The organism is Streptomyces sp. TLI_55 (assembly GCF_900206255.1).
Lineage (GTDB): Bacteria > Actinomycetota > Actinomycetes > Streptomycetales > Streptomycetaceae > Streptomyces > Streptomyces aquilus.
The window spans coordinates 1,562,963-1,585,171 of the sequence record NZ_OAOJ01000001.1 but is presented as its reverse complement, the minus strand read 5'-3'; the positions used below and the strand labels follow the sequence as shown (position 1 = coordinate 1,585,171).

The window sequence follows — 22,209 nt, the reverse complement described above, 5'->3', positions numbered from 1 at the left end:
CGTATCGTCCCGGAGCGACATCCGATGAACGGCTTGGGTCCGGACCGGCGCGAACATTCGTGCCCGGACGTGGGAGGCTTGGGCCATGGCCGTGCAGATCAACCCCAGCATCCTGTCCGCAGACTTCGCCCGCCTCGCGGACGAGGCGAAGGCGGTGGAGGGAGCCGACTGGCTCCACGTCGACGTCATGGACAACCATTTCGTCCCGAACCTCACGCTCGGCGTGCCGGTCGTAGAGTCGCTGGCCCGTGCGACGGACACCCCGCTGGACTGCCATCTGATGATCGAGGCCCCCGATCGGTGGGCGCCCCAGTACGTCGAGGCGGGGGCCGGCTCCGTTACCTTCCACGTCGAGGCGGCCGCCGCCCCCGTCCGGCTCGCCCGGGAGATCCGTGCCAAGGGCGCCCGCGCCTCCATGGCACTGAAGCCCGCGACGCCCATCGAGCCGTACGAGGATCTGCTCCCCGAGCTCGACATGCTGCTGATCATGACCGTGGAGCCGGGCTTCGGGGGACAGACGTTTCTCGACATCATGCTGCCGAAGATCCGCCGCACCCGCGAGTTGATCAGCAAGCACGGCCTCGAACTGTGGCTCCAGGTCGACGGCGGGGTCGCGGCCTCCACCATCGAGCGGTGTGCCGACGCCGGAGCGGACGTCTTCGTCGCCGGATCGGCCGTCTACAACGCGTCCGACCCGGCCGAAGCGGTACGTGCACTGCGCAACCAAGCGGAAGGGGCCACCGCCAAGGCGAGCTGGGCATGCGGCCACTGAGCCACAGGAACGTGAACGGCTCCCATCAGGGCTGATCAAGTCCGCCGGATCTGCAAGGATGAACGGCGAATCCAGAGTGTGAACAGCAGTGAGGAGATGGCCGTGTCGGGTATGTCGGCGGGCCGGTCAGCCATGCGGATGGGACCCGCTGAGCTGGTGCAGGCGGCGGCCATGGCCCGCCGCTTCTACCTCGAGGGCAAATCGAAGATCCAGATCGCCGAGGAGTTCGGCGTGAGCCGCTTCAAGGTGGCCCGGGTCCTGGAGACCGCCCTCGAGCGGGATCTCGTGCGTATCGAGATCCGCGTCCCGGCCGAGCTGGACGCCGAGCGCTCGGACGCGCTGCGCGCCCGGTACGGCCTCAGGCACGCCGTCGTGGTGGAGTCCCCGGCGGACGCCGAGGAGTCACCCGACCCCGAGAACCTCGGCGAGACGGCCGCCGACCTGCTCGGCGAGCTCGTCAACGAGGGCGACGTCCTGGGGCTCGCCTGGGGCCGGTCCACCATCCACATGGCGGCCGCCCTCGACCGGCTGCCGCCCTGCACGGTGGTGCAGCTGACGGGCGTGTACGACGCCGGGACCGCCGAGCGTGGCTCGGTGGAGGCGGTACGGCGTGCGGCCCAGGTGTCGGGCGGGGACGCCCACCCCATCTACGCGCCGATGCTGTTGCCGGACGCGGCCACCGCGGCGGCGCTGCGCAACCAGACCGGGATCGCGCGCGCATTCGAGTACTTCGACAAGGTGACCGTCGCCTGTGTGTCGATCGGCTCCTGGGAGCCGGGCATCTCCACGGTGCACGACATGCTGAGCGACGAGGAGCGGGCGCACTACGCCTCCCTCGGCGTCGCCGCCGAGATGTCCGCGCACCTCTTCGACGCCCAGGGGCGCCGGGTGGGCCGGGACCTGGGCGAGCGGTGCATCACCGTGAAGGCCGATCAGCTCCGCCGGATCCCCGAGGTCGTCGCGATCGCGGGCGGGGCCCGCAAGGCCATGGCGATCGACGCGGTGCTGCGCTCCGGTCTCGTCACCAGCCTCGTCACGGACACGTCCGCCGCCGATGTGCTGATGGCGGCGGGGCCGACGCCGAAGCCCGCGCTGAACCGGGCTGACCCGGACGGCCTCTGACGGAAGGTCGAGGGTGGGCGGCCGTGGCAGCGTGGAGCGCATGCTGCTGCGGTTCGTCTCCCGGGTGCTGTTGTGTGTGCTGGTGCTGGCCGGGTGCTCCTCCGGGACGGGCGACATGGCGACCGTCCAGGAGTCCCGGCTCCCGGTGCAGGCTCGTCAGACGCTCCAACTCATCGACGAGGGCGGGCCGTTCCCGTACGCCAAGGACGGTGCCGTCTTCGGGAACTTCGAGAAGCTGCTGCCCGAGCACCAACGCGGCTACTACCACGAATACACCGTTCCCACGCCGGGCTCACGTGATCGCGGAGCCCGGCGCATCGTCACGGGGGAAGGTGGGGAGATCTACTACACCGATGATCATTACGACTCGTTCAGGGTGGTGCTGAGATGACGGAGGTCGTGGTCACGCTGGACCTCGACGGGGTCACGGACAAGGCGGGTCTGATGGACCGCTGCGCGCGGGACCTGCGGCTGCCGGACTACTTCGGCCGCAACTGGGACGCCCTGGCCGACGTCCTGTCCGACCCGGGCGTCTGGCCCGCGGAAGCCGTCGAGGCGGGGATCGTGGTCGTCGTACGGCACTGGGAGGGGTACGCGCAGGCGCGGCCGGAGGAGTGGGCGGTCGCGCGCGAGGTGTTCTCGGAGGCTTCCGTGGCCTCTGTGGCGCTGGCCCTCGGAGGATCCTCCTAAGGCCCCTCTGACCTGCTTGGACGATCTGTCCGGGCATCGCATTCCGGTTGACATGGGACAATGAAGTACGTGCTCTTCCCCCTGGCTGACCTGTCCGGGGGCCACCTCTGATCGACTGGGATGTGCAGCACGTGCGTTTCCTCAACGACATCCAGCCCCCGTACGACCTGACGTACGACGACGTCTTCATGGTCCCGAGCCGCAGCGCCGTCGGTTCGCGGCAGGGCGTGGACCTCAGCGCCCCGGACGGCACGGGCACCACGATCCCGCTGGTCGTCGCCAACATGACCGCCATCGCCGGACGCCGTATGGCCGAGACGATGGCCCGGCGCGGTGGCCTCGTGGTCATCCCGCAGGACATCCCGATCGAGGTCGTCACCGACGTCGTCTCCTGGGTCAAGAGCCGCCACCACGTCCTGGACACCCCGATCGTGCTGGCCCCCCACCAGACCGTCGCGGACGCCCTCGCGCTGCTGCCCAAGCGGGCGCACAACGCGGGTGTCGTCGTCGACGAGGAGGGCCGTCCCGTCGGTGTCGTCACCGACCAGGACCTGACCGGCGTGGACCGCTTCACGCAGCTGGAGGTCGTCATGTCGCGCGACCTGCTGCTCCTGGACGCCGACATCGACCCGCGCGAGGCCTTCAACCGGCTCGACGCGGCCAACCGGCGCTACGCCCCGGCCGTCGACGCCGACGGCAAGCTGGCCGGCATCCTCACCCGCAAGGGCGCCCTGCGCGCCACCCTCTACACGCCGGCCGTGGACGCGAACGGCAAGCTGCGCATCGCCGCCGCCGTCGGCATCAACGGGGATGTCGCGGGCAAGGCCAAGCAGCTGCTCGACGCGGGCGTGGACACGCTCGTCATCGACACCGCGCACGGCCACCAGGAGTCGATGATCAGCGCGATCAGGACCGTACGGGCGCTCGACCCGCAGGTGCCGATCGTGGCCGGCAACATCGTCGCCGCCGAGGGTGTGCGGGACCTCATCGAGGCCGGCGCGGACATCATCAAGGTCGGTGTGGGCCCCGGCGCCATGTGCACCACCCGCATGATGACCGGCGTGGGCCGGCCGCAGTTCTCGGCGGTGCTGGAGTGCGCGGCGGAGGCCAAGAAGTACGGCAAGCACGTCTGGGCCGACGGCGGTGTTCGGCACCCGCGTGACGTCGCGATGGCGCTGGCCGCCGGTGCGTCCAACGTGATGATCGGGTCCTGGTTCGCGGGGACGTACGAGTCGCCGGGCGACCTCCAGCAGGACGCCAACGGGCGGCTCTACAAGGAGTCGTTCGGCATGGCCTCCGCGCGCGCGGTGCGCAACCGTACGTCCGAGGAGTCCTCGTACGACAGGGCCCGCAAGGCGCTGTTCGAGGAGGGCATCTCCACCTCCCGCATGTTCCTCGACCCGGCCCGTCCGGGCGTCGAGGACCTGGTCGACTCGATCATCGCGGGCGTCCGCTCCTCCTGCACCTACGCCGGTGCGGGCTCCCTCGAGGAGTTCGCCGAGAAGGCGGTCGTCGGCATCCAGAGCGCGGCCGGCTACGCGGAGGGCAAGCCGCTGCACGCCAGCTGGAGCTAGACGCTTCGCTGCTGTGCGGGGCCGTGCAACAAACGGGCGCCCGCATGCGATGAACGCAACGATCTTGCGCGTATGCGCAAAGTTGCTGCATTACGACCGTGATGCCCTGGCTCATAGGGTCATGCGCTGTACGTGGCGTGGCAGGGACCCCGCTCGGTGGTCCTTGCCCGCCGGTCCCCGCCGCGCCGATCGCAGCGACGAAGGAGTCAGCGCGTGCTCGACCAAGGCGCACCCCCGCACCACCGCACCACACCGTCCCCGGGTCTCGGTGCGCGCCTCATGCGGCGCAAACCCGTGGAACGCCTGGTCGCCGAGGGTGGCCAGGGCGAGGGCGGCAGTCTGCGCCGCACCCTCGGACTGTGGCAGCTGACCATGATCAGCATCGGTGCCACCCTCGGCACCGGCATCTTCGTCGTCCTGGGCGAGGCCGTGCCCAAGGCCGGCCCCGCCGTCACCCTGTCCTTCGTCATCGCCGGGCTGACGGCCCTGTTCTCGGCGCTGTCGTACGCCGAGCTCGCGGGCACCATCCCGGTCTCGGGCTCTTCGTACTCGTACGCGTACGCAACCCTGGGCGAACTGGTCGCCTGGGTCTGCGGCTGGTGTCTGCTGCTGGAGTACGGCGTCTCGGTCGCCGCCGTCGCGGTCGGCTGGGGCCAGTACCTGAACGAGCTGCTCGACGGGACCCTCGGCGTCACCATCCCGGACGCGCTGTCCGCCCCGCCCGGCGACGGCGGCATCTTCAACCTGCCGGCCCTCATCGTGGTCCTGCTCGCCATGGCGTTCCTTCTCGGCGGGGCGCGCGAGTCCGCGCGGGCCAACACCGTCATGGTCGTCGTGAAGATCGGCGCGCTGGTGCTGTTCTGCGCCATCGGCATCCAGGGCTTCCGCTCCGGCAACTACGCGCACTTCATGCCGCTCGGCATGGCGGGCGTCAGCGCGGCCGGGGCGACGCTGTTCTTCTCGTACATCGGCTTCGACGCCGCCTCCACCGCCGGTGAGGAGGCGAAGAACGCCCAGCGCGACCTGCCGCGCGCGATCATGCTGTCGCTGGTCATCGTCACCGCGCTGTACGTCCTCGTCGCGGCCGTCGCCGTCGGCGCGAAGCCCTGGGAGCGGTTCGGGGACTCCGAGGCCGCGCTCGCCCAGATCATGCGCGAGGTGACCGGACAGAGCTTCTGGGGGACCCTGCTGGCCGCCTGCGCGGTCATCGCCATCGCCAGCGTCGTCCTGACCGTGCTCTACGGCCAGACCCGCATCCTCTTCGCGATGTCCCGGGACGGGCTGGTGCCGAAGGTGTTCGGGCGCGTCCACCCGAAGACCGGCGCGCCGCGGGCCAACACGGTGATCGTCTCCCTGTTCTGCGGTGTCCTCGCCGCCGCGATCCCGCTGGGGCAGCTCGCCGACGCCACCAGCATCGGCACGCTCTTCGCCTTCGGGCTCGTCAACATCGCCGTCGTGGTGCTGCGCCGGACGCGTCCGGAGATGCCGCGCACCTTCCGGGTGCCGCTGTCGCCGGTGCTGCCGGTGCTGGGCCTCGGCTTCTGCGTCTGGATGATGGGCAGCCTGTCCGCCGTCACCTGGGTGGTCTTCGGAGTCTGGATGGCGGCCGGGCTCGTGTTCTACTTCCTGTACGGCCATCGCCGCTCCCGTCTCTCGACGACCGCAACGCCAGCAACGCCCGCATCACCCGTATCACCTGAGAGCTGAACCACCCACCGTGCTCAACGATCTCGACGAACGCATCGTCCACGCCCTCGCCGAGGACGCCCGCCGCTCCTACGCGGACATCGGGCAGATCGTCGGCCTGTCCGCGCCCGCCGTGAAACGCCGCGTCGACCGGTTGCGGGCCACCGGCGCGATCACCGGGTTCACGGTGCGGGTCGATCCGTCGGCGCTGGGGTGGGAGACGGAGGGGTTCGTCGAGATCTACTGCCGGCACAACACGTCTCCGGAGACGATCCGGCGGGGTCTTGAGCGGTACCAGGAGGTGGTGGCGGCGTCCACCGTCACCGGGGATGCGGATGCGATCGTGCAGGTGTTCGCATCTGACATGCGGCACTTCGAACGGGTGCTGGAGCGGATCGCCGGGGAGCCGTTCGTGGAGCGGACCAAGTCGGTGTTGGTGTTGTCGCCGTTGCTGAGGCGGTTCTCTTCGGGGGCGCCCGGGTAAGGGGTGGTCCGGTTGTGGGGCCGGTGCGGGTGGTTCGTGGCTTGTCGGCCACAACGCACCCGCACCCGGCGACGAAACCGCACCCCCCGAGCTCTACTCCGCGGTCTTCCGCGCCAGCGCGTTGTTGTCCATCGAGTTGTGGACGCTGAAACTCACCGCGTCCGAGCGATAGCGGTCGTCCGACCACTCCACCGGGCGGCCCTCCCGGGTCGTCGTCACGCGGCGGACGCGGAGGAGGGGACTGGTGCGGCGGACGGACAGGAGGTCCGCGTCCTGCGCGCCCGCCGCCACCGCGTCGATGACATGCTCGCCGTACGCGAAGACCAACCCCGTGTCGTCGTACAGGCGTTGGGTGACGGACGGGCAGTCCGGCTCGATGATCTCGACCGCCGGGGAGATCCAGTCGGCGTACACCGTCCGTTCCAGGAGCACCGGTTCGCCGTCCAGGCCGCGGACCCGCAGGACGTGCAACACCGGCGTGCCCGCGCGCAGTTGGAGGCGCACGGCGTCCTCGGCGGTGGCCGGGTGGTACTCCTGCGCGATGACAAGTCCCGTGGCCTCGCGGCCCATTGCCCGCGCCCACTGGGCGAAGCTGCGCAGTTCTGCGAAGCTCTGGCTGCGGCGGCTGGCCAGCACCACGCGGCGGGCGCCCTGGCGGGAGCCGATGAGCCCCTCGGCGGTCAGCGCCGCGACGGCCTGCCGGACCGTGCCCCGGGAGACTCCGTAGTGGGCGGCGAGGTCGGTCTCGGCGGGCAGCCGACTGCCGACCGTGTACTCCTCGCGGTCGATCGCCCGGCGCAGTTCGTCGGCGATCTCTTCGTGTCGCGCCGCCATGCTTCCCCTCTGAGTCGAATGCTGTGCACAGCGTGACCAGCGTAGTCGACAACCGGCGGAGACCGGAGGGGGCTCTGATTGGCCGGGAATTCAGCGGTCAGGGTTTCTTCAGTGTTTACGAAGACGACACCAGCGGCAGCCTTACTGGGGCCAACTTGTTCAGACAAGTTCTTAACGCCTTGGAGAAGCCGTGACCTTGTCCCTGCCGAGAACCGCCGCCCTCGGTGCCATAGCCGCGCTCACCCTGAGCGCCTGCGGCGCCGCCCCCGACACCGCGTCCACCACCGCCGACGGCAAGAACGCCGCCACCGCCACCTCCGCCGCCGACTTCGGCGGACTCGACGCCCTCGTCAAGGCGGCCAAGAAGGAGGGCAAGCTCAACGCCATCGCCCTGCCCCGCGACTGGGCCAACTACGGTGCGCTCATCGACGGGTTCGAGAAGAAGTACGGCATCAAGATCGCCGTCGAGAACCCCGACGGCGCCAGCCAGGACGAGATCAACGCCGTGACGTCGCGCAAGGGCCAGGACCGCGCCCCCGACGTCCTCGACCTCGGCGCCTCCTTCGCGCTCAGCGCCGCCCAGCAGGGGCTCCTCGCGCCCTACAAGGTCGCCTCGTTCGCCGACATCCCCGCCGGGCAGAAGGACGCGCAGGCCCGCTGGTACAACGACTACGGCGGCTACATCTCCATCGGTTGCGACGCCAAGCGCGTCAAGACCTGTCCCACCACCTTCGCCGACCTGCTCAAGCCGCAGTACAAGGGCCAGGTCGCCCTCAACGGCAACCCCACGAAGTCCGGTTCGGCCTTCGGCGGCGTCTGGGCGGCCGCGCTCGCGAACGGCGGCTCCTTCGACGACATCCAGCCCGGCCTCGACTTCTTCAAGAAGCTGAAGGGCAACGGCAATTACACGCCCGTCGAGTCCACCCCGGCCACCGTCGAGAAGGGCGAGACGCCGATCAGCATCGACTGGGACTACCTCAACGCCGGGTACGCCGACGAGTTCAAGTCCAAGGGCGTCGACTGGAAGGTCACCGTGCCGAGCGACGGCCAGTTCTCCCAGTACTACTCCCAGGCCATCAACAAGGACGCCCCGCACCCGGCGGCCGCCCGCCTGTGGCAGGAGTACCTCTACAGCGCCGAGGGCCAGAACCTGTGGCTCAAGGGCTACGCCCGCCCGGCCCTGATGACCGCCCTGGAGAAGGCCGGCACCCTCGACAAGAGCGCCGCGGCCAAGCTCCCGAAGGTCTCCGGCACGCCCTCCTTCCCGACCGAGGCCCAGCAGGACAAGGCCAAGACGGTCCTCGGACAGGGCTGGGCGAAGGCCGTCTCCGGATGACGGCCACGCTCCCGCGGGTCGACACGGCGCCCGCCGCTGCGGTGAAGCGGCGGCGCCGGTCGCTCGGCTGGGTCGCCGTCGTCCCGCTGCTCGCCTTCACCGCGGTGGCCTTCGGACTGCCCGCCTGGGCGGTCCTCGACGGCGCCTTCACGGTCAAGACCACCGGCGCCTACAGCACGGCCAACCTGACCGCCTCGCTGCAGGGCGCCTACCTCACCGCGCTCGTCGGCAGCGTCAAGCTGTCCGCCGTCTCCGCCGCCCTCGCCACGCTCCTCGGACTGCCGCTCGCCCAGGCCGTCGTCACCTCCCGGTACCGCGCGCTGCGCGAGGCCGTGCTGACCGCGTCCGGCGTCCTCGCCAACTTCGGCGGCGTCCCGCTCGCCTTCGCCTTCGTCGCCACCCTCGGCAACGCCGGCGTGCTGACCCGTCACCTGGGCCTCACCGACAAGGGCTGGGACCTCTACAGCTTCTGGGGACTGGTCGTCGTCTACCTCTACTTCCTCATCCCACTGATGGTCCTCACCATCACTCCCGCCCTGGAGGGGCTGCGCGTCCAGTGGCGCGAGGCCGCGCAGAACAACGGGGCGACCAACACGCAGTACTGGCTGCACGTCGCCCTGCCCGTCCTGCTGCCCACGCTCCTCGGCGGCTTCGTGCTGCTCTTCGGCAGCGCCTTCGCCGCCTACGCCACCGCCGCCGCGATCGTGGGCAGTTCCGTCCCGCTGATCACCCTCCAGATCGCCGACGCCCTCTCCGGCAACGTGCTCGTCGGCCAGGAGAACGTGGCGCTCGCCCTCAGCCTCGACATGGTCCTCGTCGCGGGCCTCGTCATGGCGGTGTATCTGCCCCTGCAGCGGAGGAGTGCGCGATGGCTCGCCTGAACCTGTGGCGGTGGGGCGTGTTCGGCCTCGCCGGGCTGTACTTCCTGGTGCCGCTGGCCGCCTCCGTCGTCTTCACCGTCGACGTGCCGGGCCAGGGCCTCACCGTCGACGCCTACACGCAGATCGTCTCCACCGGCGGCTTCGGCTCCAGTCTGCTGCTCTCGCTGGAGCTGGCCCTCGCCACCATCGCCGTGGTCCTGCTGCTGATGGTGCCCGCCATGGTCGCGCTGCGGCTCGGCGCGCCGAAGCTGCGGCCGGTGGTCGAGGTGGTGTGCTCGCTGCCGCTGGTCGTGCCGCCGATCGCGTTCGTCGCCGGCATCGTCACGGTCCTGAAGTGGGGGCCCGAACATTTGTCCCGCACCCCGCTGTTCCAGACCTTCGTGGCGATTCAGAACCCCGACTTCCCGGTCGTGCTCGTCCTGGCGTACGTCGTGATGGCGCTGCCCTTCGTGTACCGGGCGCTGGACGCCGGACTGCGCGCGATCGACGTCCCCACCCTCGTCGAGGCCGCCCGCAGCTGTGGCGCGAGCTGGCCGCAGGCCCTGGTCCAGGCCGTGCTGCCCAACCTGCGCGGCGCCCTGCTCAACGCCTCCTTCCTCACCCTGGCGCTGGTGCTCGGCGAGTTCACCGTGGCCCAGCTGCTCGGCTTCCAGCCCTTCGCGGTGTGGATCGTCAACGTCAGCGGCTCACAGGCCCAGATGTCCGTCGCCGTGTCCGTGATGAGCCTGCTCGTCACCTGGCTGCTGCTCCTCGTCCTGGCCGGCTTCGGCGGGCGCTCCCGAACCACCTCCCGGGGTTGAACCATGAAAACGAACGAGAACGTCGCCGCCGTGATCACCGCGGAGAAGGCAGCCACCGTCGAGTTCCGGGGCCTCAGAAGGGAGTTCGGGCCCACGGTCGCGCTCGACGGCCTCGATCTGACCGTCCGCCCCGGTGAGCTGGTCGCCCTGCTCGGCCCGTCCGGCTGCGGCAAGACCACCGCCCTGCGGATGCTCGCCGGCTTCGAACACCCCGACTCCGGCGAGGTGTTGGTGGACGGCGAGGACGTCACCCGGGTCCCGGCCCACCGGCGTGACGCCGGGATGGTCTTCCAGTCGTACAGCCTCTTCCCGCACCTCGACGCGGTCGACAACGTGGCCTTCGGGCTGCGCATGCGCGGGGTGCGTACCGGTGAACGGCGGGCGCGTGCCGCCGAGTTGCTGGAGCTGGTCGGTCTCGCCGACAAGGGCGGGCGCTATCCGCACCAGCTCTCCGGCGGCCAGCAGCAGCGCGTCGCGCTGGCCCGCGCGCTCGCTCTGCGGCCCCGTGTGCTGCTCCTCGACGAGCCGCTGTCCGCGCTCGACGCCAAGGTGCGGCTCACGCTGCGCGAGGAGATCAGGAGGCTCCAGCAGGAGCTCGGCATCACCACCCTGTTCGTCACCCACGACCAGGAGGAGGCCCTGTCCATGGCCGACCGGGTCGCCGTCATGCACGCCGGGAAGCTCGAACAGTGCGCGGCACCCGCCGAGTTGTACGGCCGGCCCGCCACGGCCTTCGTCGCCGAGTTCGTCGGGACCATGAGCCGGATTCCTGGCCGGGTCTCCGACGGCATGGTCGACGTGCTCGGGCAGCGGCTGCCGGTCGACGGCACGGCGCCGCAGACCGGTGAGGTGGACGTGCTGGTGCGGCCGGAGGCCGTCCGGGTGAGCGCCGACGCGGACGGCAAGGCCCGCGTGCTCGCCACCTCCTTCCTGGGCGCCGCCGTACGCGTCACCGTGGGCCTCGCCGACGGCAGCGAGGTGAAGGCCGACCTTCCTGCCCACGAGGCCACCGATCTGGCCGCCGGTTCCGCCGTGAACGTGTCGCTGCCCGAGCGGCCGGTACTGGTCGCGGAACGTATCGCATGAAAGAGACCGAGATGCCCCGACTCCCGCTCCAGGCCGTCCTGTTCGACATGGACGGCACGCTCGTCGACACCGAGCGGCTGTGGTGGGAGGCGGTGGAGCGGGTCGCCGGACGGGACCTGACCGAGGCGGACCGGGCCGACGTCCTCGGCCGCCCCGTGGAACACACCGCCGGCTGGCTGTCCGCGGCCACCGGCGCCCCGGCCGCCGACCTCGCCGACACCCTCCACCAGGAGTTCGCCGACCGCGTCCGCACCGGTGTCGTACCCCGCCCCGGCGCGCTCGACCTGCTCGACGCGCTGGCCCGCGAGGGCGTGCCCACGGCCCTGGTGACCGCGTCCCCTCGATCGGTCACCGACACCGTGCTCGACGTGCTGGGCACGGACCGCTTCGCCGTCTCCGTCACCGCCGACGACACCGACCGCACCAAGCCCGACCCGGACCCGTATCTCGCCGCGTGCCAGGCGCTCGGCGTGGACCCCTCGGGATGCGTCGCCGTCGAGGACACCGCGACCGGCGTCGCCTCCGCCGAGGCGGCCGGCTGCACGGTGCTCGCCGTGCCGTCCCTCGCCCCCATCGAGGCGGCACCCGGCCGCACGGTCGAGGCCAGCCTGGCCGGGGTGACCCCGTCGGCACTGCGGGCGCTCCTCACCTCCTGAGCGCCGAATTTCACTGGGCAGCAGGCCCGCGAGTGTCTAGCATCGGTGTCATGACCTGGCGACATTGATCCATCAGCCGTGCCTCCCGAGGGCCGCCTCGGACGCCGTACCGACGACGTCCGAACCGCCCTTCCGGGAAGGCCCCATGACACTCTCACCCGCACGTGTGCCCGCGACCGGTGTCCGTCGGCTGACGCGCACGCTGTACGGCTACGCGTTCCTCGACGACTTCGTGCTGCTCTACCCCGTGTACGCACTGCTGTTCGCGGACACGGGCATGTCGCTCTGGCAGATCTCCTCGCTCTTCGCCCTCTGGTCGATCACGGCGGTCGTCCTGGAGGTGCCCTCCGGCGCCCTCGCCGACGCCGTCTCCCGACGGCTGCTGCTGTGGGTCGGCCCGCTGTTCAACGCCGGCGGCTTCGCGCTGTGGGTGATCGTCCCGGCGTACTGGTCCTTCGCCCTCGGCTTCGTCCTGTGGGGCGTCGGCGGAGCGCTCTGCTCCGGTTCGCTGGAGGCGCTGGCCTACGACGAACTGGAGCGGCTCGGGGCCGCCGACCGGTACGCGCGCGTGATGGGACGGGTCCGGGCGGCGCGGCTGGCCGCCACCATGGCGTCGATCGGGCTGGCCGGACCGGTGTTCGCGCTGGGCGGCTATCCGCTGGTGGGCGCGGCGAGTGTCCTCGCCTGTGTGCTGGCCACCGTCGTGGCGACCCGGCTCCCCGAGCACCGCGCGGGACGGGAGTCCGGCGGCGACGGCTGGTGGGTGACCCTGCGGGCCGGGCTCGGGGAGGCGCGCGGGAACCGTTCCGTCCGGGGTGCCCTGCTGCTGATCCCGGCCGTCGCCGCGGTGTGGGGCGCGCTCGACGAGTACACCCCGCTGCTGGCCCGCGACACCGGCGTCGCCGAGGAGACCGTCCCCTATCTGATCCTGCTCGTCTGGACGCTCGTCACCGCGGCGAGCCTGCTGACCGGGCCCGCCGAACGCCTCGGCGACACCGGCATGGCCTGGCTGCTGGCGGGCTCCGCGCTGGCGATGGCCGCCGGCGCCGCCGTCCGCACCCCGGCCGGCATCGCGCTCGTGGGCCTCGCCTTCGGAGGTTTCCAGCTGGCCGAGATCCTCGCCGACGTACGCCTCCAGCACCGCATCGACGACGCCCGCCGGGCCACCCTCACCTCGGTGGCGAGCCTGGGCACCGAACTCCTGACGGTCGTCACGTTCGCGACGTACGCCCTGCTCGGCGCGCGGGCCGCGCACAGCACCGTCTTCGTGATCCTCGCGGTGCCCTACCTGGTCACCGCCCTGGTCCTCGGCGGCCGACGCAACGAATCGCCGCCGAAGCCGCCTCGCGCGCAATGAACCGCTCGGCGGCGCGCAACGGCTCCTTCTTGTCGGGCCTGGTCAGGCGCCCGTACCGTCTAGAGGGCCGTCTGGATGCCCCCGCTGCCCCCCTCGGAGGGGCTCCTGGGCGGCCCCCGCAACCACCCCTTCCGCCCGGTGAGGATCACGCATGCGCACCGCCCTGCTCCAGAGCTCCGGCCGCCCCGGCTCGGTCGACGGGAACCTCAAGGTCCTCGACGAGGCCGCGGGCCGTGCCGCCGCAGCGGGCGCCGGGCTGCTGACCGCGCCGGAGATGTTCCTCACCGGGTACGCCATCGGCGGCGACATCGCCCGCCTCGCCGAGCCGGCCGACGGGGAGGCCGCGGACGCGGTCGCGGAGATCGCCGCGCGGCACGGGGTGGCCATCGCGTACGGATACCCCGAGCGTGCCGAAAGCGCGGTGTACAACTCCGCCCAGCTCATCTCCGCCGACGGCACCCGTCTCGCCAACTACCGCAAGACCCACCTCTTCGGCTGCTTCGAGCGCGACCACTTCACGCCGGGCGAGCGGCACGTCGTACAGGCCCAGCTGAACGGTCTGACCGTCGGCCTGCTGATCTGCTACGACGTCGAGTTCCCGGAGAACGTGCGGGCGCACGCGCTGGCCGGCACGGACCTCCTCGTCGTCCCCACCGCCCAGATGCACCCGTTCCAGTTCGTCGCCGAGTCGATGATCCCGGTGCGGGCCTTCGAGAACCAGATGTACGTCGCGTACGTCAACCGGGTGGGCCAGGAAGGGGAGTTCGAGTTCGTCGGGCTCTCCGTCCTCGCCGGCCCCGACGGGGTCGCCCGGGCCCGGGCCGGACGCGAGGAGCAGCTGGTGTTCGCGGACGCCGACCCGGCCTTCCTCGCCGCCTCCCGCGAGGCCAACCCGTATCTGCGGGACCGGCGTCCCGAGCTCTACGTCTGAACACGCCCGCAGTCTTCGCAGCATTCGCAAGGAGTCCGTACCCCATGACGTCCACGGTGCCCACCGCCGTCCAGCACGCCGACGATCAGCAGCCGCCGATCACCATGTTCGGCCCGGACTTCCCGTACGCGTACGACGACTTCCTCGCCCACCCGGCGGGCCTCGGCCAGATACCGGCGACCGAGCACGGCACCGAGGTCGCGGTCATCGGCGGCGGGCTGTCCGGCATCGTGGCCGCCTACGAGCTGATGAAGATGGGCCTGAAGCCGGTCGTCTACGAGGCCGACCAGATCGGCGGACGGCTGCGGACCGTCGGCTTCGAGGGCTGCGACAGCTCCCTGACGGCCGAGATGGGCGCGATGCGCTTCCCGCCCTCCTCCACCGCCCTCCAGCACTACATCGACCTGGTGGGACTGGAGACCCGGCCGTTCCCCAACCCCCTTGCCGAGGCGACCCCTTCGACCGTCGTCGACCTCAAGGGCGAGTCGCACTACGCCGAGACCATCGACGACCTGCCGCAGGTCTACCGCGATGTCGCCGCCGCCTGGAACAAGTGCCTCGAAGAGGGCGCCGACTTCTCCGACATGAACCAGGCCATGCGTGAGCGGGACGTGCCGCGCATCCGCGAGATCTGGGCGAAGCTCGTCGAGAAGCTCGACAACCAGACCTTCTACGGCTTCCTCTGCGACTCCGAGGCCTTCAGGTCCTTCCGGCACCGCGAGATCTTCGGCCAGGTCGGCTTCGGCACCGGCGGCTGGGACACCGACTTCCCCAACTCCATCCTGGAGATCCTCCGCGTCGTCTACACCGAGGCCGACGACCACCACCGCGGCATCGTCGGCGGCTCCCAGCAGCTGCCGCTGCGGCTGTGGGAACGTACGCCGGAGAAGATCGTCCACTGGCCCTACGGCACCTCGCTGGCGCAGCTGCACGCGGGCGGAGAGCCCCGGCCCGCCGTGACCCGGCTGCACCGCACGGCGAACAACCAGATCACGGTCACCGACGCGAACGGCGACATCCGCACCTACAAGGCGGCCGTCTTCACCGCCCAGTCCTGGATGCTGCTCTCGAAGATCGCCTGCGACGACTCGCTCTTCCCGATCGACCACTGGACCGCGATCGAGCGCACCCACTACATGGAGTCGAGCAAGCTCTTCGTGCCCGTCGACCGGCCGTTCTGGCTGGACAAGGACGAGGAGACCGGGCGGGACGTCATGTCGATGACCCTCACCGACCGTATGACGCGCGGGACTTACCTCCTCGACGACGGCCCGGACAAGCCCGCCGTCATCTGCCTCTCCTACACCTGGTGCGACGACAGCCTGAAGTGGCTGCCGCTGTCCGCGAACGAGCGGATGGAGGTCATGCTGAAGTCGCTCGGCGAGATCTACCCGAAGGTCGACATCAGGAAGCACATCATCGGCAACCCAGTGACCGTGTCCTGGGAGAACGAGCCCTACTTCATGGGCGCGTTCAAGGCCAACCTGCCCGGCCACTACCGCTACCAGCGGCGCCTGTTCACCCACTTCATGCAGGACCGGCTGCCCGCCGACAAGCGCGGCATCTTCCTCGCCGGCGACGACATCTCCTGGACGGCCGGCTGGGCCGAGGGCGCGATCCAGACCGCGCTGAACGCGGTCTGGGGCGTCATGCACCACTTCGGCGGCACCACCGACGCGACCAACCCGGGCCCGGGTGACGTGTACGACGAGATCGCGCCGGTGGAACTGCCGGAGGACTGAGCCTCTGCGGGAGGCTAGATCCCGGCCGCGCGTGCCTTCTCGTACACCTCCGCGGCGACCTCCTTGAACTCCTGCGCGTCCCGCACGGAGCTCTGGATCTCGACGAGGATCTCGTCCAGGCCGACCTCGGCATGCGCGACCAGGTCCTCGACGATCTGGTCGACGCTGCCCTGGAAGGGGGCGCGGTCGGCACCGGAGTGACCGGCCGCCGAGTACCGGGTGTTGACGCGTACGACCGTCTGGATCGGTTCCGTGCGCCCGCGCTCGGCGGCCAGTTCCTGGAGGCCCTGCCACTGCGCGGCCAGCGTCTCGGCGCCCGTCCCGACCGGCATCCAGCCGTCGGCGTGGTCGACGAGGCGCCGCTGCGCCTTCTTCGACATGGCCGGCAGCAGGATCGGGATCGGCCGGGCGGGCTTGGGGCCCACCACGGCGGACGCGATCTTCGTGAGCCGTCCGTCGTACGCCACCGGGTCCGGGCCCCAGACCGCGCGGCACACCTCGATCAGCTCGTCCAGGACCTGCCCGCGCTCCTCGAAGGGGCGCACGGACGCGGCCGCGTACTCGTCGAGGGACCAGCCGGTGCCGAGGCCGGCGACGACCCGGCCGCCGCTCGCCGCGTCCAGCGAGGCGAGGGACTTGGCGAGCTGGAACGGCACGTGCAGCGGGGCGACCAGCACACTGGTGCCGAGCCGGGCCCGCTCGGTCACCGCGGCGGCCAGGGTGAGGGTGACCAGCGGGTCGGCGACCCCGCGATACGCCTCCGGCCAGGGCAGGCCCTCTATCCCGTACAGGCCCTGCGTGGCCGGCTCGGGGAACAGGGCGCGCTCGTACACCCACAGGCTGTCGTAGCCCGTCGCCTCGGCGGCGCGGGCCACGTCGGGGACATCGCGGCCGAGGTCGTACTGCTTGTTCTGGGGGAGTCCGAGTCCGAGCCGAGTCGCCATTCCTGCTCCTTTGCACGGGATGCCTGTCTGTCGAACGTACAACGTTCACAGAGCAGTTCGGGGGCCTCGGGCGGGAGAGTGGCCTGATCAGTCCGGTAGTGGCGTGAGCAGCATGCGTCCCGCGAATCCCACCGCCGTGTCCAGGCGTTCCGTGAACTCGGCCGCCACGTCGGGCAGTCCGCGCAGCGCCCACAGCGCGCGGGCCGCCGTCCAGGTGGCGTCCCGCGCCCGCTCCAGGCTCCATGCGCCGAGCAGATGGGTGAGCGGGTCGGCGATCTGGAGCAGGTCGGGACCTGGCATCAGATCTTCGCGGATGCGCTCCTCCAGCGAGACGAGGAGATCACCCACGCGGTCGAACTCGTCCTCCACGTCGACGGGTTCGCAGTCGAGCGTACGACAGGTGTCCACGACGGCCAGCGCCAGATCGTGCCCGATGTGCGCGTTGATGCCCGCGAGCGCGAACTGCAACGGGCGTACGCCCGGATGCCGGCGGAACTGGAACAACGGCCGCCAGCAGGCAGGCGGACGCCGGTCGCGGGCCACCGCGTCGACCGCCCGCAGATACCGCTCCGCGAACCGCACGTCCAGCGTGATCGCGGCCCGCGCGTCCGCGAACCGGCCGCTGTCGACGCTCCGGTCGACGGCCTCCGTGACGGCGAGGTAGACGCGGTTGAACACCGCGATCCCGTCCCGTTCCGGAAGGGCCTCGTCCAGGGCTCGCATCCGGTCGACGACGGTGTCGACGGGAGTGGTGAAGTGCTCCAACTGCGCCATGCACGCAGGGTCCCAGGCCTAGGCTGACCGGAGTGGCGGCGGGCCCGACGCTTCCCCAGAACGGGGGAACGCGCCCGGCGTGGGGGAGGGGATCAGCGAGTGTCGGGCTCACGTGCGCGTCGCCTGGCCGAGCGCCGGGCGGAGCGGCGGCGTGCCGCGCGGCGCAACGGCATGGTCGCCGCGGCCTCCGTCGTGGTCGCCGTCGGCACCGCGACCGGGATGGTGTCCGCGCTGGACGACGGGCGCGGCTCGAACGAGGCCCGTCCCGAGGTGACGAAGTCACCGACGCTGGACATCCGGCCGCCCGCCCCGTCGCCGTCCCCGTCCCCTTCGGTGACCACCGGGTCGGCGTCCCCGTCGGCCGCCCCGAGGAAGCAGACGAGCCCCGCGCCGACGAAGACCGAGAAGAAGCAGTCGCCCGTGCACACCGCCGCACGCCTGTACCGCCACCCCGACTCCCAGGTGCTCGACTGGGTCCGCGACCACGCCGGCGACCCCCGGCGCGACGTCATCGCGTCCCGGATCGCCGACCAGCCGGCGGCCGTCTGGTTCGCCGAGTACGCCCCGGACACCATCACCGCGGAGGTCAGGGCCGTCACCGCGGGCGCCGCGGCCCAGGGCCGGGTGCCCGTCGTCGTGGCGTACACCATCCCGGGCCGGGACTGCGGCGGGGCCTCCCAGGGCGGGGCGCCGGACCTCGACGCGTACGACGCCTGGATCGACCGGTTCGCGGCCGGGCTGGGCTCCGGCGAGGTCATCGTGATCCTGGAACCCGACTCGATCGCCCAGTCCGAGTGCCTCTCCGGCGGTGGGCGCGCCGACCGCTTCGCCTCGTTGGCCCGCGCGGGCCGCGTCATCAAGGCCGCGAACCCGAAGGCGCGCGTCTATTACGACGCCGGCCACTCCGGCTGGCACCCGGCGGCCAAACAGGCGGACCTGCTGCGGCAGGCGGGCGCCGGCTCGGCCGCGTCCTCCGACGGGATCTTCAGCAACGTCTCCAACTTCCACCGCACAGCCGACGAGATCGCCTACGACCGCCGGGTCCTCACGGCACTCGGCGGCCCTTCCGATCTCGGCGCCGTCATCGACACCAGCCGCAACGGCAACGGCGCCCCGGCCGACGGCGAGTGGTGCGACCCCGACGGCCGCAAACTGGGCCAGACGCCGACCCTGAACACCGGTGAGGCCCGCATCGACGGCTATCTGTGGGTGAAGCTGCCGGGGGAGTCGGACGGCTGCAAGGGAGCGCCGGGGACGTTCACCCCGTCGTACGCCTACGACTTGGCCTCGCCGTAAGAGCCGTAAGAGCCGTAAGAGCCGTCAGAGCCCTCATAGGTCGAGGTCCCCTCGTCCAACAGCGGCTTCTGCTCCTTGAGATGGGCCGGCGCGAACGCCCGCAGCGCGTGGTAGCCGGTGATGACGACCAGCGTGCCCAGCGCGATGCCGCTCAGCGAGAAGGTGTCGGTGAACTTCATCGTCACGTTGCCGACCCCGATGATGATGCCCGCCGCGGCCGGCACCAGGTTCAGCGGATTGCGCAGGTCCACCCCGGAGTTGATCCAGATCTGCGCGCCGAGCAGGCCGATCATGCCGTAGAGGATGACGGTGATGCCGCCGAGGACACCGCCCGGGATCGCGGCGACGACCGCGCCGAACTTGGGGCACAGCCCGAACAGCAGCGCGAAACCGGCGGCGGCCCAGTAGGCGGCCGTCGAGTAGACGCGGGTCGCGGCCATCACGCCGATGTTCTCGGAGTACGTGGTGTTGGGCGGGCCGCCCAGCGCGGTGGACAGCATCGAGCCGACGCCGTCCGCCGAGATCGCGGTACCGAGCTTGTCGTCCAGCGGGTCGCCGGTCATCTCGCCGACCGCCTTGACGTGCCCGGCGTTCTCCGCGACCAGCGCGATGACGACCGGGAGGGCGACGAGGATCGCCGACCACTCGAAGGACGGGCCGTGGAAGTCGGGCAGGCCGATCCAGTCGGCCCGGCCCACCGCGGAGAGGTCCAGGCGCCAGTGGTCGGTGAGCTTGCCGCTCGCGTCGACCGCGTGGATGCGGCCGAAGATCCGGTCGAAGGCCCAGGAGATGCCGTATCCGAAGAGCAGCCCCAGGAAGATCGCGATCCGGGACCAGAAACCGCGCAGACAGACGACCGCCAGACCGGTGAACAGCATGACCAGCAGGGCCGTCCACTGGTCCTGCGGCCAGTAGGTGCTCGCGGTCACCGGGGCCAGGTTGAAGCCGATCAGCATCACCACCGCGCCGGTGACGATCGGCGGCATCGCCGCATGGATGATCCGCGCCCCGAACCGCTGCACGGCGACCCCGACGACGAACAGCACGACGCCCACCACGAACACCGCACCGGTCACCGTGGCGCTCGTACCGCCCTGGGCGCGGATCACGGCGGCGACGCCGACGAAGGACAGCGAGCAGCCGAGGTAGCTGGGCACCCGGCCGCGTGTGGCGAGCAGGAAGATCACGGTCGCGACGCCGGACATCATGATCGCCAGGTTGGGGTCCAGGCCCATGAGGACGGGGGCCACGAAGGACGCCCCGAACATCGCCACCACGTGCTGGGCGCCGAGTCCGACCGTGCGGGGCCAGGAGAGCCGTTCGTCGGGGCGTACCACCGCTCCGGGCGCGGGCGTCCGCCCGTCTCCGTGCAGCTTCCAGCCGACGCCAAGATCCATGGTGCGGTATCGCTTTCCTCGTACCTGCGGATGTCCGGACCATTGTCAGGGAGATCCGCGCAGGTCACCGCCCCGGGGGCGGCCCGAGGGTGAGCGACCGCTTAGCATAGGAGGGTCCCTGCCGTCCGTCCCTGGAGCACCACCCGTGACCGCCGAAGCCCCGACCACGCCCACTGTGTCCCACGGCCGGCTGATCCCCGTCACCGTCCACTTCGACGACCTGGACGCGCTCGGCCTCCTGCACAACGCGCGCTACCCGCTCAAGGTCGAGCAGGCCTGGACCGAGCTGTGGCAGGAGTACGGCATCCACTTCGAGGGCGACTGGGCGGCGGCCGGCGACGCCTGCAACGCCGTCAAGGAACTGCGTATCTCCTACGAGGCGCCGGTGACGCGGACCGGCGTCTACGCCGTCCACCTGTGGCTGGAAAGGCTCGGCACGACCGGGCTGACGTACGGCTTCCGCTTCTGCTCGCGGGACGGCGCGGTGACCTACGCGCGGGGTGCCCGGGTCCTCGTACGGCTGGACTCCGAGACGCTGCGCCCCGCACCGTGGAGCGAGCGGTTCAGGGCCGCGGGTCGGGAACTGCTGCGGTCTGAGGACTGATCTTCGGGCGGTCGCGGTCGCCGCTCCGCAGCACGCCCGCGAAGGCCACGAGCCCGCTCGCCAGGACCGTCACCAGGATGAACGACACCAGCAGACTGGTCGCCTGGGCGATGGTGCCGATCGCGCTCGGCGCGACCAGCCCCGAGGTGTAGGTGATCGTCGCGACACCGGCGATGGCCAGGCTCGGGTTCGAGCCGCTGCGGCCGGCGGCGGCGAAGCACAGCGGCACGACCACCGCGATCCCGAGCCCCATCAGGGCGAACCCGGTCATCGCCATGGCCGGGTTGCGGGCGGTGACGATCAGCAGTCCGCCGAGTGCGGCGAGCAGGCCGCCCGCCCGGACCGTGCGCACCGACCCGTACCGGTCGACGATCCGGTCGCCGGCGAGCCGCGCGACGGCCATCGTCAGCGTGAAGCCGGTGGTGCACGCCGCCGCGAGCCCCGCCGAGGTCTCCAACTGGTCGCGCAGATAGACCGCCGACCAGTCCAGGCTCGCGCCCTCCGCGAACACCGCGCAGAAGCCCACGGCACCGATGAGCAGCGCCGACTTCGGCGGCAGCGCGAAGCGGGGCGGCGGCTCCTCGTCCTCGGCGGGCTGGAGGTCCAGCACCCAGCGGCAGGCCAGCAGGCCCAGGCAGGTGAGAACGGCCGCCGCGAGCGCGTGATGCAGCCGCGCGTCCGAGCCCAGGTGCGCGGCGAGGGTGCCGGCCGCCGAGCCGATCAGCGTGCCCACGCTCCACATGCCGTGCAGGCTGGACATGATCGACCTGCCGAGCCGGTTCTCGACCTCGACGCCGAGCGCGTTCATGGCCACGTCCGCCATGCCGGCCGTGGCGCCGTAGACGAACAGCGCCAGACACAGGGCGAGCAGATTCGGGGAGACGGACGGCAGGACCAGGGACAGCGTCCACAGGGAGATCAGACCGCGCAGCGCGTTCCGGGCGCCGAAGCGGTGACTGATGCTCCCCGCCAACGGCATCGCCACGGACGCGCCGAGCGCGGGGAAGGCGAGGGCGAGGCCCAACTGCCCGGCGCTCACCGAGGCATGGTCCTGGATCCACGGCACGCGCGTCGCGAACGAGCCGGTGACGGCACCGTGCACGGCGAAGACGGCGGCCACGGCATAGCGGGCGCGCTTCACCTGCCGCTGGTCGTACAGCACGTCACTCATACTCTCCCGCCCCTTTGCGGCCTGTGGATCCCCTCGGCGTCGTAAACTATCAGGGACCCTGCCTGATAGATA

21 protein-coding genes and 1 pseudogene are annotated in these 22,209 nt (G+C 71.1%); 17 read left to right on the top strand and 5 right to left on the bottom strand.

Annotated features, from left to right (window positions below):
- The first annotated feature begins 85 nt into the window (after positions 1-85).
- From rpe to CRP56_RS07340, 7 genes are all read left to right on the top strand, one after another.
- Positions 86-772, top strand: a complete 687-nt coding sequence (gene rpe / locus CRP56_RS07370) for a ribulose-phosphate 3-epimerase (protein ID WP_097261456.1) — start codon at positions 86-88, stop codon at positions 770-772.
- A 78-nt stretch (positions 773-850) separates the two neighbouring features.
- Positions 851-1,894: a sugar-binding transcriptional regulator gene (locus CRP56_RS07365; protein WP_059196357.1), complete on the top strand. Its 1,044-nt coding sequence runs from the start codon at positions 851-853 to the stop codon at positions 1,892-1,894.
- Positions 1,895-1,934: 40 nt separating this feature from the next.
- A complete protein-coding gene (locus CRP56_RS07360) occupies positions 1,935-2,285 on the top strand; it encodes a ribonuclease domain-containing protein (RefSeq protein WP_097273801.1) in 351 nt (116 codons plus the stop codon).
- Positions 2,282-2,584: a barstar family protein gene (locus CRP56_RS07355; protein WP_097261454.1), complete on the top strand. Its 303-nt coding sequence runs from the start codon at positions 2,282-2,284 to the stop codon at positions 2,582-2,584. The genes CRP56_RS07360 and CRP56_RS07355 overlap by 4 nt, the downstream gene beginning before the upstream one ends.
- A 131-nt stretch (positions 2,585-2,715) precedes the next feature.
- Entirely contained in the window at positions 2,716-4,158 is a 1,443-nt protein-coding gene (locus CRP56_RS07350; protein WP_179851295.1) for a GuaB1 family IMP dehydrogenase-related protein, read from the top strand.
- A gap of 213 nt (positions 4,159-4,371) precedes the next feature.
- Positions 4,372-5,865 carry an amino acid permease gene (locus CRP56_RS07345; RefSeq protein ID WP_097261450.1) on the top strand — a complete coding sequence of 498 codons (1,494 nt, stop codon included), beginning with the start codon at positions 4,372-4,374 and terminating at the stop codon, positions 5,863-5,865.
- 10 nt (positions 5,866-5,875) lie between these two features.
- Positions 5,876-6,328, top strand: coding sequence for an Lrp/AsnC family transcriptional regulator (locus tag CRP56_RS07340; protein ID WP_059196353.1), 453 nt, complete (start codon positions 5,876-5,878; stop codon positions 6,326-6,328).
- A 93-nt stretch (positions 6,329-6,421) separates the two neighbouring features.
- Here CRP56_RS07340 and CRP56_RS07335 read toward each other — a convergent pair whose 3' ends face one another.
- Complete coding sequence (locus CRP56_RS07335) at positions 6,422-7,162, bottom strand: GntR family transcriptional regulator (RefSeq protein WP_097261448.1); 741 nt, start codon at positions 7,160-7,162, stop codon at positions 6,422-6,424.
- A 190-nt stretch (positions 7,163-7,352) separates the two neighbouring features.
- On the opposite strand from CRP56_RS07335, the gene CRP56_RS07330 reads away from it, so the two are divergent.
- From CRP56_RS07330 to CRP56_RS07295, 8 genes and pseudogenes are all read left to right on the top strand, one after another.
- A complete protein-coding gene (locus CRP56_RS07330; protein ID WP_097261446.1) occupies positions 7,353-8,498 on the top strand; it encodes an ABC transporter substrate-binding protein in 1,146 nt (381 codons plus the stop codon).
- The gene (locus CRP56_RS07325) at positions 8,495-9,379 is read left to right on the top strand and encodes an ABC transporter permease (RefSeq protein WP_097261445.1); all 885 of its coding nucleotides are present in this window, start codon (positions 8,495-8,497) and stop codon (positions 9,377-9,379) included. The genes CRP56_RS07330 and CRP56_RS07325 overlap by 4 nt, the downstream gene beginning before the upstream one ends.
- On the top strand, positions 9,367-10,179 hold the full coding sequence (locus tag CRP56_RS07320; RefSeq protein ID WP_097261442.1) for an ABC transporter permease: 813 nt from the start codon (positions 9,367-9,369) through the stop codon (positions 10,177-10,179). The genes CRP56_RS07325 and CRP56_RS07320 overlap by 13 nt, the downstream gene beginning before the upstream one ends.
- Positions 10,180-10,182: 3 nt before the next feature.
- On the top strand, positions 10,183-11,265 hold the full coding sequence (locus tag CRP56_RS07315; RefSeq protein ID WP_097261440.1) for an ABC transporter ATP-binding protein: 1,083 nt from the start codon (positions 10,183-10,185) through the stop codon (positions 11,263-11,265).
- A gap of 11 nt (positions 11,266-11,276) precedes the next feature.
- Positions 11,277-11,912: pseudogene (locus CRP56_RS07310) on the top strand (HAD family hydrolase); the annotation flags it as partial.
- A gap of 154 nt (positions 11,913-12,066) precedes the next feature.
- Entirely contained in the window at positions 12,067-13,278 is a 1,212-nt protein-coding gene (locus CRP56_RS07305; protein WP_097261438.1) for an MFS transporter, read from the top strand.
- 151 nt (positions 13,279-13,429) lie between these two features.
- Entirely contained in the window at positions 13,430-14,209 is a 780-nt protein-coding gene (locus tag CRP56_RS07300) for a carbon-nitrogen hydrolase family protein (RefSeq protein WP_097261436.1), read from the top strand.
- Positions 14,210-14,253: 44 nt separating this feature from the next.
- The gene (locus CRP56_RS07295) at positions 14,254-15,951 is read left to right on the top strand and encodes a flavin monoamine oxidase family protein (RefSeq protein WP_097261434.1); all 1,698 of its coding nucleotides are present in this window, start codon (positions 14,254-14,256) and stop codon (positions 15,949-15,951) included.
- 14 nt (positions 15,952-15,965) lie between these two features.
- Here CRP56_RS07295 and CRP56_RS07290 read toward each other — a convergent pair whose 3' ends face one another.
- Together CRP56_RS07290 and CRP56_RS07285 are read right to left on the bottom strand one after the other, a co-directional pair.
- Positions 15,966-16,895 carry an LLM class F420-dependent oxidoreductase gene (locus CRP56_RS07290; RefSeq protein WP_097261432.1) on the bottom strand — a complete coding sequence of 310 codons (930 nt, stop codon included), beginning with the start codon at positions 16,893-16,895 and terminating at the stop codon, positions 15,966-15,968.
- A gap of 87 nt (positions 16,896-16,982) precedes the next feature.
- Positions 16,983-17,669, bottom strand: coding sequence for a DUF5995 family protein (locus CRP56_RS07285; protein ID WP_097261429.1), 687 nt, complete (start codon positions 17,667-17,669; stop codon positions 16,983-16,985).
- Positions 17,670-17,840: 171 nt separating this feature from the next.
- Between CRP56_RS07285 and CRP56_RS07280 the strand changes: the two genes are divergently transcribed.
- Positions 17,841-18,965, top strand: coding sequence for a glycoside hydrolase family 6 protein (locus tag CRP56_RS07280; protein WP_097261427.1), 1,125 nt, complete (start codon positions 17,841-17,843; stop codon positions 18,963-18,965).
- On the opposite strand, the gene CRP56_RS07275 is transcribed toward CRP56_RS07280, so the two are convergent.
- Positions 18,944-20,362, bottom strand: coding sequence for a uracil-xanthine permease family protein (locus CRP56_RS07275; RefSeq protein WP_097261424.1), 1,419 nt, complete (start codon positions 20,360-20,362; stop codon positions 18,944-18,946). The genes CRP56_RS07280 and CRP56_RS07275 overlap by 22 nt on opposite strands.
- A 145-nt stretch (positions 20,363-20,507) precedes the next feature.
- Here CRP56_RS07275 and CRP56_RS07270 point away from each other — a divergent pair, with 145 nt between their 5' ends.
- Positions 20,508-20,966: an acyl-CoA thioesterase gene (locus CRP56_RS07270; RefSeq protein ID WP_097261422.1), complete on the top strand. Its 459-nt coding sequence runs from the start codon at positions 20,508-20,510 to the stop codon at positions 20,964-20,966.
- On the opposite strand, the gene CRP56_RS07265 is transcribed toward CRP56_RS07270, so the two are convergent.
- Positions 20,926-22,137, bottom strand: a complete 1,212-nt coding sequence (locus CRP56_RS07265; protein ID WP_097261421.1) for an MFS transporter — start codon at positions 22,135-22,137, stop codon at positions 20,926-20,928. The genes CRP56_RS07270 and CRP56_RS07265 overlap by 41 nt on opposite strands.
- Positions 22,138-22,209 lie beyond the last annotated feature (72 nt).

Bases quoted from the DNA above. Each gene is read 5' to 3' on its own strand.
- rpe (WP_097261456.1), top strand. From the start codon at position 86: ATGGCCGTGCAGATCAACCCCAGCATCCTGTCCGCAGACTTCGCCCGC.
- CRP56_RS07360 (WP_097273801.1), top strand. From the start codon at position 1,935: ATGCTGCTGCGGTTCGTCTCCCGGGTGCTGTTGTGTGTGCTGGTGCTG.
- CRP56_RS07355 (WP_097261454.1), top strand. From the start codon at position 2,282: ATGACGGAGGTCGTGGTCACGCTGGACCTCGACGGGGTCACGGACAAG.
- CRP56_RS07335 (WP_097261448.1), bottom strand. From the start codon at position 7,162: ATGGCGGCGCGACACGAAGAGATCGCCGACGAACTGCGCCGGGCGATC.
- CRP56_RS07325 (WP_097261445.1), top strand. From the start codon at position 8,495: ATGACGGCCACGCTCCCGCGGGTCGACACGGCGCCCGCCGCTGCGGTG.
- CRP56_RS07320 (WP_097261442.1), top strand. From the start codon at position 9,367: ATGGCTCGCCTGAACCTGTGGCGGTGGGGCGTGTTCGGCCTCGCCGGG.
- CRP56_RS07315 (WP_097261440.1), top strand. From the start codon at position 10,183: ATGAAAACGAACGAGAACGTCGCCGCCGTGATCACCGCGGAGAAGGCA.
- CRP56_RS07305 (WP_097261438.1), top strand. From the start codon at position 12,067: ATGACACTCTCACCCGCACGTGTGCCCGCGACCGGTGTCCGTCGGCTG.
- CRP56_RS07300 (WP_097261436.1), top strand. From the start codon at position 13,430: ATGCGCACCGCCCTGCTCCAGAGCTCCGGCCGCCCCGGCTCGGTCGAC.
- CRP56_RS07295 (WP_097261434.1), top strand. From the start codon at position 14,254: ATGACGTCCACGGTGCCCACCGCCGTCCAGCACGCCGACGATCAGCAG.
- CRP56_RS07290 (WP_097261432.1), bottom strand. From the start codon at position 16,895: ATGGCGACTCGGCTCGGACTCGGACTCCCCCAGAACAAGCAGTACGAC.
- CRP56_RS07285 (WP_097261429.1), bottom strand. From the start codon at position 17,669: ATGGCGCAGTTGGAGCACTTCACCACTCCCGTCGACACCGTCGTCGAC.
- CRP56_RS07280 (WP_097261427.1), top strand. From the start codon at position 17,841: ATGGTCGCCGCGGCCTCCGTCGTGGTCGCCGTCGGCACCGCGACCGGG.
- CRP56_RS07275 (WP_097261424.1), bottom strand. From the start codon at position 20,362: ATGGATCTTGGCGTCGGCTGGAAGCTGCACGGAGACGGGCGGACGCCC.
- CRP56_RS07265 (WP_097261421.1), bottom strand. From the start codon at position 22,137: ATGAGTGACGTGCTGTACGACCAGCGGCAGGTGAAGCGCGCCCGCTAT.